Source organism: Flavobacterium sp. (assembly GCF_036405015.1).
In the GTDB taxonomy this organism is placed as follows: Bacteria; Bacteroidota; Bacteroidia; order Flavobacteriales; family Flavobacteriaceae; genus Flavobacterium.
Window position 1 is genome coordinate 23,216 of sequence record NZ_DASWYK010000018.1, and the last position, 14,355, is coordinate 37,570.

12 protein-coding genes are annotated in these 14,355 nt (G+C 34.1%); 9 read left to right on the forward strand and 3 right to left on the reverse strand.

Features of this window, described 5'->3' with window-relative positions:
• Positions 1-215 precede the first annotated feature (215 nt).
• The 7 genes from VGE71_RS01970 to VGE71_RS02000 all read left to right on the forward strand — a co-directional run bounded on the left by VGE71_RS01970 (position 216) and on the right by VGE71_RS02000 (position 8,843).
• Positions 216-2,657, forward strand: coding sequence for an arylsulfatase (locus tag VGE71_RS01970; protein WP_331136794.1), 2,442 nt, complete (start codon positions 216-218; stop codon positions 2,655-2,657).
• Positions 2,658-2,747: 90 nt separating this feature from the next.
• On the forward strand, positions 2,748-3,335 hold the full coding sequence (locus VGE71_RS01975) for a hypothetical protein (RefSeq protein ID WP_331136795.1): 588 nt from the start codon (positions 2,748-2,750) through the stop codon (positions 3,333-3,335).
• Between the two features lie 39 nt (positions 3,336-3,374).
• Complete coding sequence (locus VGE71_RS01980; protein WP_331136796.1) at positions 3,375-4,595, forward strand: OprO/OprP family phosphate-selective porin; 1,221 nt, start codon at positions 3,375-3,377, stop codon at positions 4,593-4,595.
• A 74-nt stretch (positions 4,596-4,669) separates the two neighbouring features.
• Positions 4,670-5,632: a DUF6515 family protein gene (locus VGE71_RS01985; RefSeq protein WP_331136797.1), complete on the forward strand. Its 963-nt coding sequence runs from the start codon at positions 4,670-4,672 to the stop codon at positions 5,630-5,632.
• 96 nt (positions 5,633-5,728) lie between these two features.
• Positions 5,729-6,859 carry a formylglycine-generating enzyme family protein gene (locus tag VGE71_RS01990; protein WP_331136798.1) on the forward strand — a complete coding sequence of 377 codons (1,131 nt, stop codon included), beginning with the start codon at positions 5,729-5,731 and terminating at the stop codon, positions 6,857-6,859.
• A gap of 118 nt (positions 6,860-6,977) precedes the next feature.
• Positions 6,978-8,255, forward strand: coding sequence for a peptidase T (gene pepT / locus VGE71_RS01995; protein WP_331136799.1), 1,278 nt, complete (start codon positions 6,978-6,980; stop codon positions 8,253-8,255).
• Positions 8,256-8,843: a YdeI/OmpD-associated family protein gene (locus VGE71_RS02000; RefSeq protein WP_331136800.1), complete on the forward strand. Its 588-nt coding sequence runs from the start codon at positions 8,256-8,258 to the stop codon at positions 8,841-8,843.
• 426 nt (positions 8,844-9,269) lie between these two features.
• On the opposite strand, the gene yajC is transcribed toward VGE71_RS02000, so the two are convergent.
• From yajC to VGE71_RS02015, 3 genes are all read right to left on the reverse strand, one after another.
• Positions 9,270-9,545, reverse strand: coding sequence for a preprotein translocase subunit YajC (gene yajC, locus VGE71_RS02005; RefSeq protein ID WP_331136801.1), 276 nt, complete (start codon positions 9,543-9,545; stop codon positions 9,270-9,272).
• A 70-nt stretch (positions 9,546-9,615) separates the two neighbouring features.
• Positions 9,616-10,527: a transcription antitermination factor NusB gene (nusB, locus tag VGE71_RS02010; RefSeq protein WP_331136802.1), complete on the reverse strand. Its 912-nt coding sequence runs from the start codon at positions 10,525-10,527 to the stop codon at positions 9,616-9,618.
• Between the two features lie 255 nt (positions 10,528-10,782).
• The gene (locus VGE71_RS02015; RefSeq protein WP_144214877.1) at positions 10,783-11,889 is read right to left on the reverse strand and encodes a Glu/Leu/Phe/Val family dehydrogenase; all 1,107 of its coding nucleotides are present in this window, start codon (positions 11,887-11,889) and stop codon (positions 10,783-10,785) included.
• 203 nt (positions 11,890-12,092) lie between these two features.
• Here VGE71_RS02015 and VGE71_RS02020 point away from each other — a divergent pair, with 203 nt between their 5' ends.
• Together VGE71_RS02020 and VGE71_RS02025 are read left to right on the forward strand one after the other, a co-directional pair.
• The gene (locus VGE71_RS02020; protein ID WP_331136803.1) at positions 12,093-13,871 is read left to right on the forward strand and encodes an ABC transporter ATP-binding protein; all 1,779 of its coding nucleotides are present in this window, start codon (positions 12,093-12,095) and stop codon (positions 13,869-13,871) included.
• 68 nt (positions 13,872-13,939) lie between these two features.
• A complete protein-coding gene (locus VGE71_RS02025) occupies positions 13,940-14,323 on the forward strand; it encodes a PUR family DNA/RNA-binding protein (protein ID WP_331136804.1) in 384 nt (127 codons plus the stop codon).
• Positions 14,324-14,355: the final 32 nt, after the last annotated feature.

Genomic DNA, 14,355 nt, shown 5'->3' on the forward strand with positions numbered 1-14,355 from the left:
TATGTTGCAAATTATAAAATGAAACCATTTGGAGCCTGAAAACCAACTTCTTTGGCTCACATATTACCTAATTTTGAGAGAATAAGTCTAATCATTTTTAAGACTACAAATGCTACAAGCCTTTAAAAACATTTCTCTCCAAAAACATACCCATTGTTAGCTTACCTTATTATTAAGCCCCACAGCAATCAAATAATAATTAAACAGTTACAATCATGAAAAACAGCAACAGAACAATGATTCAAAAAAGTTTTTACCTGTTTCTATTATGCTTTTTATCAGGCATAACTTTTAAAGCGTCGGCACAAGCTGATCCTCAACAAGTAACGAAAGAAACTTTTAAAGGAAAAATCGCATTGGATATTAGAGATTCAAAAAGTGATTGGGCTCCTTATCTTCCTAAAAAGGCTCCTGCGGGTTCTCCTAATATTTTATTCATCTTATATGATGACACCGGATTAGCGGCTTGGTCTCCTTATGGTGGAGGAATAAATATGCCAACGATGCAAAAACTAGCCGACAACGGAATTACTTACTCGCAATGGCATACAACTGCGCTTTGTTCGCCAACTCGTTCCACTTTATTAACGGGACGCAACCATCATCTCAATGGAATGGCAGCCATTACAGAAACTGCTGACGGTTATCCAGGGGCAAGCGGAAGAATCCCTAAACAAGCTGCTACAATCGGACAAGTGCTTCAAGATAATGGATGGAGTACTTTTTGGATTGGAAAAAACCACAATGTTCCTGAGCAAGATATTGCTTCTGGTGGTCCTCGCAGCACTTGGCCTTTACAAATGGGATTTGACCGTTTTTACGGATTTCTTGGAGGAGAAACCAATCAATGGTATCCTGATTTAGTAGAAGACAATCATTTTATTGAACCGCCTGCAACTCCAGAAGAAGGATATCATTTATCTAAAGATTTGGCCGATCATGCACTCGAATTTATAAAAGACCAACAAGCAACAAACCCTTCTAAACCTTGGTACATGTGGTATTGTCCAGGCGCAAATCATGCACCGCATCATGCTCCCGAAGAATACATTGCCAAATATAAAGGCAAATTTGATGACGGTTATGATGCTTATCGTAAGTGGGTTTTACCTCGAATGATTGCAAAAGGAGTTCTTCCTCCGGGTACAAAATTTGACAATTTTAATCCGATGCCTCCGGGAGTTGCAAATCCAGCTGATAATGTTTTAGACTGGAACAAATTAAAACCTGAAGAGAAAAAACTATTTTCAAGATTGGCAGAAGTTTATGCTGGTTTCTCTGAATATACTGATGCACAAGTAGGCCGAATTATTGATTATTTAGAAAAAACGGGACAACTAGAAAATACAGTTGTTATTTATGCAGCAGATAATGGAGCTTCTGGAGAAGGTTCTGAATCGGGTTCTGTAAATGAGAATAAATTCTTTAACGGATATCCTGACGAATTAAAAGAAAACCTGAAATATATTGACAAATTAGGAGGTCCTGATACTTACGAGCATTATCCAACGGGATGGGCTGCGGCATTTTCAACTCCTTTCAAAATGTTTAAAAGATACAGCCAATATGCGGGAGGAACTTGCGATCCGTTAGTTATTTCATGGCCAAAAGGAATAAAAGCAAAAGGAGTTGTTCGCGATCAGTTTCATCATTCAACGGATATTGTACCAACGATATTAGATATTTGCGGACTTGAAATGCCAAAAGAATATCGTGGCGTTCCTCAGTATCCTTTATCTGGAGTTTCTATGAGATACTCTTTTGATGCCGCTCCAAATACAAAAACACAAAAACATATTCAATATTTTGCCATGTTAGGAAGCCGTGCGTTGTGGAAAGACGGTTGGAAAGCTGTTGCGCTTCACGCTCCGCTTGGTGGAAAAGGAAATTTTGACAAAGACGAATGGGAATTATACAATACTGATGTAGACCGTTCTGAATCTAACAATCTAGCTAAAAAATATCCAGACAAACTAAAAGAATTAATAAAAGATTGGAATGACGAAGCCGCTAAAAATCTGGTTTTACCACTTGATGACCGTTCTGCAATCGAAGTTTTAGGAACCGAAAGACCTTCTTCTGAGGCTCCTCGTGATCTTTATAAATATTACCCAGGAACTTCTCCTGTACCAGAAGGTGTTGCTGTAAATGTTCGCGGACGTTCTTATAAAATTGTTGCCGATGTTGATGTAAAAGACGCTAATGCCAATGGAGTTCTTTTTGCTCATGGTTCCCGTTTTGGAGGTCATACCTTATTTTTAAAAGACAAAAAACTGCATTATGTATATAACTTTTTAGGAATTTCTCCTGAGCAGAAATTTACTTCAAATGTTGCCATCACTCCCGGAAAACATGTTTTTGGAATGGAATTCAACCGTGAAAAAGCAGGTCCAAACGGAGAATCTTTAGGAACAATGAAATTGTACATTGATGGAAAAGAAGTCGCTTCTGGACCAATGCGAACACAGTCTGGTAAATTTACTCTTTCTGGCGACGGACTTTGCGTAGGCTTTGACAGTGGAGATGCCGTAAGTAAAGAATACAAAACCCCAGGAACATTTAAAGGCGGAGAGATTTACGGTGTCGGAATAAATGTTGGAAAAATCGAATACTCTGATTTAAATAATGAAGCCAAAAGAGCTTTGGGAAGAGACTAATTTTTTAATGACAACAAATTAAAACAGGTATTTTATGATGACATAATTTCAAAACGATACCTCTTTTAATTTATAAATCTTTGAATTAAAATGTATAACTCGACTATTTACCATAAAAAGATCTTGTTTTTAATGCTGCTTTCTTCATTCAGCTGTTTTTTTTCAAATAAAATAATTGCACAAGAAAGTGAAGAAAAAACTTTTAGTCCGCATCATCAAATAGGTCTTTCAATCAATCATGTTCATGTTTTTGAAGGTCGTGATGACGAAGGAAATCGTGAAGTTTTAAGCCTTCCTGCTTGGGGATTAGATTATACTTTTCAATTTCATGAAAAATGGGCAATCGGACTTCATACAGATTTTATTATCGAAAAATTTAAAGTCGAAAAAAATCTTGCCAGTGGAGAAGACAAAGAAACAATCGAAAGAAGTTATCCTGTTGCTCCTGCTTTAATGGGAATTTATAAACCAAGCGAACGCTGGAGTTTCCTTTTAGGTTTTGGAGGCGAATTTGCCAAAGAAGACAATTTTTTCCTGACTCGTGCCGGAGTTGAATATGGCTATGAACTGCCAAAAGGCTGGGAAATATTTGGAACCGTAAGTTATGACTTCAAATGGAATGCTTATGACAGCTGGGGAATTGGTCTAGGAATCGCAAAAAACTTTGGAGGAAAATAAATTAATAAAAGCAGTTAGAAACTTTACAACTCTCAGCCTATGTTTAGTCGACAAAAAGCAATATGCATCTGGAAAAATTTTCTTTATATAGGAATACTTTTTATAGGTTTTAATGGGATTTCTCAAGAAGAAAAAGACACTACAAAAATAATGAGTGTTCGTTATGGAAAAAAAGGAATTGAACTTCAGACAAGAGATAATAAATTTCTATTTCAATTACAGAGCAGACTGCAATTTCGTTTTTCTACTCCTTATGACACAGATCCTTTGACTTATGACGATTACAGTCAAGATGCTAAAACAACATTTAAAATAAACCGTGCCAGACTAAAAATTGGCGGTCATGCTTTTGAGCCTTGGCTTAAATATTATTGGGAATATGAATTGAGTCAGTCCAATTTACTTGATTTTAGAATCATGATTGAAAAATGGGATTGGCTGAGTTTTAAAGTCGGACAATGGAAAACAGAATTTACCCGCGAACGTTATATCAGTAGTGGTGAACAGCAAATGGTAGAAAGATCTCTAATTAATCGTCCGTTTACAGTTGACAGACAATTAGGAGCCGAAATTTACGGTCATTTAAAAGGAAGTGGCATTGCCGATTTCAATTATTGGTTTGCCGCCTTAACCGGAACAGGGCGTGGAAGTACTTCAAATGATGACGGAAATCTAATGTACTTTGGAAGAGCGCAATGGAATTTCTTAGGACGATTTCTTGATTTTGAAGGTTGCGACTTGGAATTTCATGAAAAACCAACTCCTATTATTGCTTTTTCTGCCATAACTAACCGAAGTCCATACACAAGATTTTCGCAAGCTGGTGGAGGTTCTTTAGACGGATTCGAAGATGGTTTACCTGGACAATACAGAGTCAATCAATGGAATCTAGAAACTGCTTTTATGTATCGTGGTTTTTCTTGGCAAAGTGAATGGCATACCAAAGAAATAATAGATAAACTCAACAACGATGACATGACGGTAATGAGAGGTTATTATGTACAGGCAGGATATTTTTTTCATACTGTTTTTCATTGGTGGCCGAAACATTTAGAAATGGCAGCAAGACATGCCTCATACAAACCCGATTATTCTATTAGACAAAATCGGCAGGACGAATCTACATTGGCTTTTAATTGGTTTTTCAAAGGGCATAAGAACAAATTGACTTCAGAAATAAGTTATTTTAGTTTTCAAGACAAAACACTCCCGTTGGAACAAGGCTGGCGTTTTAGAATACAATGGGATATTTCATTGTAATTCAAAGTTTTATAGTTGCAACAACCAATTCAAATCTTTTTTTTCATAACTTTAAGTCATATAAATCCTTGAAAATGAAAAACATATCCAAATCTCTAAGAAAATCAGCAATAGTTTGCTTGATGGGAACATTTTTCCTCATTTCAATTGATAGTTTAGCACAGCGTAATCGTGGGGGCGGAGGCGGAGTAAACAGATCTGGAGGGGCAACTCACACTAGACCTGCAAGACCTGCAAATCAAACCAGACCAAATGCAACGAGACCAGCCAAAACAACGAGGCCAGCTGCAACGACACGACCTGGGTCTAATAATTCTGGAACGAAAGTAACCAGACCTGCGAATAATTCAAATTCAAGAATTAATAATCGTACCAATACTACAAACAGAAATAATACAGTCAATAGAAACAACGGGAACAGAAATACAAATATTAGCGGCAATACTCGAAATGTAGATCGAAGCCGAGATATCACCATAAATAATAACCGCAACACAGTAGTAAGAAGAAATACAGTCGTTTATGCACGTCCTCCCTATAGATATGGTGGTTATCGCTATTATGGCTATCATCCTTATTATTACCATCCTTATCGTCCATTTTATTGGGGACCGGTTTGGCATCCTTGGGGATTTTTTGTTGCGACTTTAGCGGTTACAGCAATTGTCGTTAGCGTAGAAAGCAGCCAATATCATTATGACCAAGGAGTTTGGTATGCACCGTCAAGCGGAGGATATACTGTTGTGCCTGCTCCTGTTGGAGGTACAGTAAATAATATTCCGAGTGGAGCACAAACCGTCAATACAGGTACTGTTAATAATTATTACTACGGAGGTACTTATTATGAAAAAGACGGAAATAATTACAAAGTTGTGGCTCCAACTGCTGGAACAATTGTAGAAAGTCTACCTGAAGGCGGTGAAGAAGTGACAATTGGAGATGTAAAATACATCAAATTTGGAGAAACTTATTACCAGCCTGTACAAATAGATGGACAAAATAAATATGAAGTCGTTCTTGTTGAAAAAGACAATTAATTTCATTAGTCCTATCAAATTAGTATAATTATAAAATTATTTTTATAATTTTATCCTCTCTATTGACAACCATAATCAGTTTAAAAATAAACAACCATGAAAAAGAAAACTTTTTGGATTTTTGCGTTACTCACATTATCCATTATTTCCATAGCGTACAGCTACACGAGATTTTCAAATAAAGAAGAAAAAACGGTTGCTGAATGTCATGAAACTCCAACAAATACAGAATCTCAATTCAAACCAACTATCGAAAATAAATTCAAACCCACAATAAAAGCACCTAAAGGCATGGTTTGGATTCCTGGCGGTGAATTTTCTATGGGATCAAACGTTGAAGATGAAAGTTTATGTAGCATAAAAGGAGTAACAAAAGATGCGGCACCTATTCATCGTGTTTATGTCGACGGTTATTATATGGACGAAACAGAAGTAACCAACGAAGAATTTGAAAAATTTGTAAAAGCGACTGGTTATGTAACTGTAGCTGAACAAAAACCAACTAAAGAAGAATTTCCAACAGCAAATGAGGCTGATTTAATTACGGGTTCAGTTGTTTTCACTCCTACTCCATCAGCAGTTAATTTGAATAATTTCCTGCAATGGTGGCGTTACGAACCAGGCGCTGACTGGAGACATCCTGAAGGACCGCAAAGCACCATTATAGGAAAAGAAAAATATCCTGTAGTTCATGTTGTTTATGAAGATGCTCAAGCCTACGCAAAATGGGCAGGAAAAAGACTTCCAACAGAAGCAGAATGGGAGTTTGCTGCACGTGGCGGAAAAACGGGAAATCTTTATGCCTGGGGAAATGATTTAAAACCTAAAGGAAAATTTCAGGCTAATATTTATCAGGGACATTTCCCAATAAAAGACGGAGATACTGGCGAAGATGGATTTAAAGGAATTGCACCAACCAAACAATACGCTCCAAATGCCTACGGTTTATACGATATTGCTGGAAATGTATGGGAATGGGTTCATGATTGGTACAGTACCGATTACTACAAATCATTAGCAGAAAGCGGAAAAGTAACAAAAAATCCACAAGGGCCAGATGCTTACTATGATCCTAATGATCCTTCAGAAATAAAACGTGTACATCGTGGCGGCTCATTTCTGTGCACCGATCAATATTGTACACGTTACATGGTTGGTACAAGAGGAAAAGGCGAAATCAGATCTGCGGCTAACCACGTTGGTTTTAGATGTGTAAAAAGCAAATAATAATCTTTAAATATCAAAAAGGGATTCTGCAGAGAATCCCTTTTTTTATTAATTCTGATATAGAAAGCTAAATTATTGCACAGAAAAAATTTTCTATATTTGCTAAAAAATCAAAAAAATGCAACATATCATAGATCGTTTTATCAGTTATGTAACAATTGACACTGAATCAGATCCAAATTCTCAAACAACACCAAGTACTCAAAAACAATGGAATCTTGCCAATAAATTGGTCGAAGAACTAAAAGCAATTGGCCTTGAAGACGTAACTATAGACGACAAAGCTTATATCATGGCAACGCTTCCAAGCAATGTTGAACATGAAGTGCCAACAATTGGTTTTGTTTCTCACTTTGATACTTCTCCTGATTTTAGTGGAGCCAATGTAAAACCTCAGATTGTTGAAAATTACGACGGAAAAGATATTGTTTTGAATGCAGAAAAAAACATCATTTTATCTCCAAACTACTTTAAAGATTTATTACAATATAAAGGTCAAACTATCATTACAACTGACGGAACGACTCTTTTAGGAGCTGATGATAAAGCTGGAATTACAGAAATTGTTTCGGCAATGGAATATTTAATTCAGCATCCAGAAATTAAACACGGAAAAATCAGAATTGGTTTTACACCCGATGAAGAAATTGGACGTGGAGCACATCATTTTGATGTTGAAAAATTTGGAGCACAATGGGCCTATACCATGGATGGAAGCCAAATTGGTGAATTAGAATATGAAAATTTTAATGCAGCTGGAGCGAAAATTACTTTCAAAGGAAAAAGCGTTCATCCTGGATATGCCAAAGGAAAAATGATCAATTCGATGCTTTTAGCGAATGAGTTTATCAACGAACTTCCAAAAGGAGAAACACCTCAGGAAACTAAAGGCTATGAAGGATTTTTCCATGTTCATCATATAAAAGGAAATATCGAAGAAACTGTTTTAGAATTAATTATTCGTGATCACAACAAAAAGAAATTTGAAAAACGAAAAGAATTAATTCATACATTAGCAAAAAAAATTAACAAGAAATTTGCTAAGAAATTTGGTGAAGATATCGTAATTGCTGAAGTAAAAGATCAATACTACAATATGAAAGAAAAGGTTTTACCTGTAAAATATATTGTTGATATTGCTGAAAAAGCAATGAGAGAATTAAACATCAAACCGATTATTAAACCAATTCGAGGCGGAACTGATGGATCTCAATTATCATTTATGGGATTACCTTGTCCGAACATATTTGCTGGAGGACATAATTTCCACGGGAAATACGAATATGTTCCTGCAGAAAGTATTCAGAAAGCAACTGACGTTATTGTAAAAATTGCCGAACTAACTGCGATTCCAGGTATTTTTGATGCACCAGAAAAATCTAAAAAAAGAAAATAAGTGGAAACAAAATCCGAAAATAAAGGCATTTGGAAGTATGGCAATAAATGGGAAGAAGAATTACTTTTCCTTAAATCAATACTTGACAAAACAGAACTGACCGAAACTATAAAATGGGGTGGTCCAGTTTATGTTTATGAAAAGAAAAATGTAGTGGGCCTTGGCGGATTTAAAGATTATTTTGCGATCTGGTTCTTTAATGGCGTTTTCTTAAAAGATGAAAAGAAGAAATTGATAAATGCTCAGGAAGAAGTTACAAAATCTTTAAGACAATGGCGTTTTACTTCAAAAGACGAAGTAAATGAGAAAGACGTTTTAGAATACGTTTATGAAGCCATTGAAAACGAAAAACAAGGAAAAGTCATTAAACCTTCTAAAAAAGAAGCAATCGTTTCTGAACTTTTAGAAAAAGAAATGACACAAAATCCAGCATTAAAAGAAGCTTTTGCAAAATTTGCTCCTTACAAACAATATGAATTTTTGGAATATATCGAATCGGCTAAACAGGAAAAAACTAAACTATCAAGAATAGAAAAAGTCCTTCCTATGATTTTAGCGAATGTTGGAATGAATGATAAATACAGGTAATTTAAATTCCAATTTTTAAAATACAAATTCCAAACTATACAAGACCTTTGTCAAATTTTAAAACTTTGACAAAGGTTTTTTCTTTTTTTGCCATTTCGACCTAGGAGAGAAATCACATTCGTGAATCGATAAAGATTTTAACTCCAATTTGAAACACAACTCAAGGTTTCATCCTTGGGCTATGTTCAGTTATCTTTGTCAAAGTTTAAAACTTTTACAAAGATTTTTCACACACTGTTTTGCCATTCTGAGAAACAAAGAATCACACCAGAAGCTCTACAAAGATTGGCGATATAGATTGCGAAGTTACTTGTGTGATCCTTCCTTCGTCAGGATGACAAAAAAGGGAAACAGTTAGCAACAAAAAAATCCCAAACTCCATTTATTGGAATTTGGGATTTCAAATTTTATTGAAATTAAAAAAACTTAAGCTTTTTTATTCAAAGCAGCGCTTAATTCTAAAGAGATAGCAGAACGCTCTAATTTTAATTTTCCTGACATAGTTTCGATTACTACAGTAGTTTCTGCTAATTCAGCAATTTTACCGTGAAATCCACTTTTTGTAACTATTTTATCACCTACTTTTAGGTTGTTTTCGAATTCTTTTTCATTTTTTGCTCTTTTTTGCTGTGGTCTAATCATGAAAAAATAAAGAACCACAAACATTAAAAGGAACGGCGCAAATTGACTTAATTGTTCCATAATTTAATTTGTTTTTGATTTATAATTAATTTCTTTTTGGAATTTGTCTTTTCTAAAATTGGAATTTTAATTACATTAACCCTCTTCCAGCTTTTACCATCTTTTTATTGGCTGTAAGCTCTTTTACAAGGTTATCTAAAATTCCGTTGATAAAAATACTACTTTTCGGAGTAGAATACTCTTTTGCAATTTCTAAATATTCGTTAAGAGTTACTTTTACTGGAATTGAAGGGAATTTAATAAACTCACAAATGGCCATTTTTAAGATAATGGTATCAATTTCAGCAATACGATCACTATCCCAATTTGGTGTTTTATCTTCGTATTCTTTTGCAAAAGCCGTTTCATTTAAGATTGTTCTTCTAAACAAATCTTTTGCAAAATCTTTATCTTCAACATCTTTATACAATTTTGGCACTCTAAAATCATCCGGCTCTTCCGTTTTGATTGCTTTTAATTGCTTAATAATATGAGTGTTAACTACAGGAATATCATCAACCCATGTTAATTTATCATCTTCTAAATATTCGTATAATTTTTCATTTGGAACAATAACATTTTCAAACAAATCAATTACAAATTGTCTGTCTTCTTCAAACGTATTTGCGTTATTGTTCATGTATTTTTTGTAGATATCGCTTGCTTTAACATCATTTAAAAGCAAAATGATATAGTCGTCATTTAAAGACCAATTGTTGATTTTACGATTTTCTAAAGCGATGCTAAGAGAATTGCTTTCGGCAAGAAGTTGAAAAATTTTGTTTTTAATAAATTTTTCATTTGGATTACGTTCTGCGGCAGTTGCCAGGTGTTTTTTACTTGAAAGATGCAAAAAGACTGCTTCTTTTTTACAAATTTCTATCAATGAAGAAAGCATTATAAGATATAAGTCCTGAATATTATCAATGCTGTAAAAAAGAAATTTCTCTTCTTTTTCCATATTATCAGAACCGCTTTGATGCATTGCATAAATGGATTGCATTACTTTAACGCGTATGTGTCTTCTATTTACCACCGTGTAAGAACATTTAAAAATTAGTCTGCAAAAGTATAACTTTTGAAGCGTATATTAAAATTAATTCGTAAAAAAGTCGCAGTATTCCGTTTAGTCACAGTATTCAGTCGCAGTCGCAGTAATCTCAAAAACTGAGAACTGCAACTTGGACTGAAAACTAAAAAAAGTCCCAGTTTCCAGCAGAACTGAAAACTGAGACTGAGACTATAAACTAAAAAAAAATTATTTAGCAGCGTTCTCGATTCTTCTTTGATCAATACGATTTTGAGCAATAGTAAGAGCCGCTTTGTGCGTTGTCATATTATTTTTAGCAGCGAAATCGATAATTTCTAAAGTTGTATTGTAGATATTCTCTGTTTTTGTCATGATTTCAGCTTTACCGTAGTTAGCTAATTCAGCGTAAACATTGATAATTCCACCTGCATTGATTAAGAAATCTGGAGCATATAAAATTCCTCTTTCTTGCAATCTTGCACCGTGAATATTCTCATCTGCTAATTGATTATTTGCAGCACCAGCAATAACTTTAGCTTTGATTTTATCTACTGTATTATCGTTGATTGTTGCTCCCATCGCACACGGTGCATAGATATCAACATCTGCAGTATACAAATCTTCACCTGTATAAATTGTTGCATTGTATTTTGAAGCAACTTGGTATAATTTTTCTTCGTTAATATCAGAAATAGTTACCTGTGCTCCTTCTTTAGTTAAATACTCAACCAAAGTTTCACCAACGTGTCCAATTCCTTGTACCAAAACTTTTTTACCATCTAAAACATCAGTACCAAACTGACTTTTAGCAGCCGCTTTCATGCCTAAATAAACTCCGTAAGCCGTTACAGGAGAAGGATTTCCAGAACCTCCTCTTTCTTCAGAAATACCCGTAACGTAAGGTGTTACGTCTCTTACAGTATCCATGTCTTTAGTTTCCATTCCGACATCTTCTGCAGTAATATATCTTCCGCTTAAGGAGTGAACGAATTCACCAAATTTGCGCATTAACTCAGGAGTTTTTTGCGTTTTAGCATCACCAATAATAACCGCTTTACCTCCACCAATATTGAGTCCAGTAATAGCCGATTTAAAAGTCATACCTCTCGAAAGACGTAAAACATCATTTAAAGCTTCCCATTCTGTGTTGTAATTCCACATTCTGGTTCCTCCCAAAGCTGGCCCCATAACTGAATTATGAATACCAATAATTGCTTTTAAACCTGTATCTTTGTCATTGCAAAATACAATTTGTTCGTGATCATCAAAAGACAATTGACCAAAAACAGGATCCATTTTTTGAAGTTCCTTTCCAGTTGCAAAAGTTGCATCCATAGCGCTAGTATAAATTAGTTAAAATTATGAATTCGTCAAAAAGACAACTCAAACATAATTAAAAAATACACATGTGCTAATTTTTTATCTTTAAAATAACAATATTACAATATAATTGTTTTGATTAAATCGCAAATTATTATAAATTTATTTAATTATAATTCTTAAATACAAATCAATTCAATATCAGATTTCTTAAAAAAATGAAAGAATTAAGCTATTTAAACAAATATTTCGTCAAATATAAATATAGTTTTTCAGCAGGTATTTTAATCACCATAATCGCACAAATATTTTCATTATTTACTCCAAAGCTTATCAGTAAGTCGTTAAATGCTATTGAAAATTTTGACAAACTCTCGACCGCAGATCAAAATTCCGAAATTGTCATCGCTGCTTATCGTCAGGATCTTATTCATAATGTGCTACTTATCATCGGAACTACGATTGTTGCAGGATTTTTGACGTTTTTAATGCGTCAGACTTTGATTGTAATGTCCCGTCATATTGAGTTTGATTTAAAAAATGAAGTTTTCAAACAATACGAGAATCTTTCACAAACTTTTTATAAACAAAACCGAACTGGCGATTTAATGAATCGTATTAGCGAAGACGTTTCAAAAGTTCGCATGTATGTCGGGCCAGCGGTAATGTATACTATAAATACATTTATACGTTTTGCAATCGTTATATTATATATGTATAATGTATCGCCACTGCTTACCTTTTATACTATTCTTCCGTTGCCAATTCTTTCGTATTGTATTTTTAAACTAAGTTCTGAAATCAATAAACGAAGCACCACTTTCCAGCAATACCTTTCTAAAGTTTCGAGTTTTACTCAAGAAATCTTTTCAGGAATTCGCGTAATCAAAGCGTACTCTTTAGAAAATCAACACCAAAATAATATGGTAGATCTGGCTGAAGAAAGCAAACGTAAAAGTTTAAGTTTAGCGAGAGTTCAATCTTTATTTGGACCTTTGATGATTGCACTTATTGGAATCAGTAATTTGGTTGTTATTTATTTCGGAGGTGTAATGTATATTAATGGAAGTATTCCGAATATCGGGACAATTGCAGAATTCATTTTATATGTAAACATGCTAACATGGCCAGTTGCTTCTTTAGGATGGGTTTCTTCTATGGTTCAAGAAGCAGAAGCTTCACAAAAACGTTTAAATGAATTTTTGAAAATTGAACCAGAAATTAAAAACAACAACGAAAATTCATCAGAAATTCAAGGAACAATCGCTTTTGAAAACGTTTCTTTTACTTACAAAGACACCAATATTGAAGCTTTGAAAAATGTCTCTTTCACAGTAAAAAAAGGAGAAACTTTAGCCATATTAGGAAAAACCGGTTCAGGAAAATCGACAATCCTTTCTTTAATTTCGAGATTGTATGATGTTACTGAGGGAGATCTTAAAATTGACAACAACGAAATCAGCACGCTAAACCTCAACGATCTTCGTAATAATATCGGAATTGTACCTCAGGATGCTTTCTTATTTTCGGATACCATTAAAAACAATATCAAATTTGGCAATCAAAATGCCACTGACGAAGAAGTATTTGAAGCCGCTAAAAATGCAGTCGTTCATGACAACATTATTGCCTTTAACAAACAATACGACACTATTTTAGGAGAAAGAGGAATCACACTTTCTGGAGGACAAAAACAACGTGTCTCGATTGCCAGAGCCATTATTAAAAACCCTGCAATCCTACTTTTTGATGATTGTCTATCAGCAGTTGATACCGAAACCGAAGAAATGATTTTGAACAATTTATTTGAAATTTCTAAAGACAAAACCACTATAATTGTAAGTCATCGAGTTTCCTCTGCAAAGAATGCAGACAAAATTATTATATTAGAAGATGGTAAGATAATTCAACAAGGTTCTCATAATCAATTAATAAATCAAGAAGGATATTATGCATCGTTATATTTAAAACAACTTTCGGAAAAAGAATTACTTTAATTGTTGCGTAATAGATAATTTTTTATGATTTTTGAGTACTATTAATTCCAAAAATGATAGAACGTATTATGAGAGAAAATGACATGTTAGAAAAAGAAGAGATTTTTTCTAAAGTATTACGAGCAGGAAGAAGAACTTATTTCTTTGATGTGAGAGCTACCAAAGCTGATGATTACTACATTACTATTACCGAAAGCAAAAAGTTTACTGAAGAAGATGGTTCATTTCACTTCAAAAAACACAAAATTTACTTATACAAAGAAGATTTTAATGCTTTCGCAGAAATATTAGAGGAAATGACTTCTTATGTTTTGAACCACAAAGGCGAAGAAGTAATTTCTGAAAGACATCAAAAAGATTTTAAAAAAGAATATGCAACGGAACGAGTTAGCACTGAAGATTCTGTTTCAAGCATTTCTAATTTCACCGATATTGATTTTGATGATATTTAACAAGCATCAAACCATTAAGATTAAACATTTAA

Bases quoted from the DNA above. Each gene is read 5' to 3' on its own strand.
- VGE71_RS01970 (WP_331136794.1), top strand. From the start codon at position 216: ATGAAAAACAGCAACAGAACAATGATTCAAAAAAGTTTTTACCTGTTT.
- VGE71_RS01975 (WP_331136795.1), top strand. From the start codon at position 2,748: ATGTATAACTCGACTATTTACCATAAAAAGATCTTGTTTTTAATGCTG.
- VGE71_RS01980 (WP_331136796.1), top strand. From the start codon at position 3,375: ATGTTTAGTCGACAAAAAGCAATATGCATCTGGAAAAATTTTCTTTAT.
- VGE71_RS01985 (WP_331136797.1), top strand. From the start codon at position 4,670: ATGAAAAACATATCCAAATCTCTAAGAAAATCAGCAATAGTTTGCTTG.
- VGE71_RS01990 (WP_331136798.1), top strand. From the start codon at position 5,729: ATGAAAAAGAAAACTTTTTGGATTTTTGCGTTACTCACATTATCCATT.
- pepT (WP_331136799.1), top strand. From the start codon at position 6,978: ATGCAACATATCATAGATCGTTTTATCAGTTATGTAACAATTGACACT.
- yajC (WP_331136801.1), bottom strand. From the start codon at position 9,545: ATGGAACAATTAAGTCAATTTGCGCCGTTCCTTTTAATGTTTGTGGTT.
- nusB (WP_331136802.1), bottom strand. From the start codon at position 10,527: ATGCAATCCATTTATGCAATGCATCAAAGCGGTTCTGATAATATGGAA.
- VGE71_RS02015 (WP_144214877.1), bottom strand. From the start codon at position 11,889: ATGGATGCAACTTTTGCAACTGGAAAGGAACTTCAAAAAATGGATCCT.
- VGE71_RS02020 (WP_331136803.1), top strand. From the start codon at position 12,093: ATGAAAGAATTAAGCTATTTAAACAAATATTTCGTCAAATATAAATAT.
- VGE71_RS02025 (WP_331136804.1), top strand. From the start codon at position 13,940: ATGAGAGAAAATGACATGTTAGAAAAAGAAGAGATTTTTTCTAAAGTA.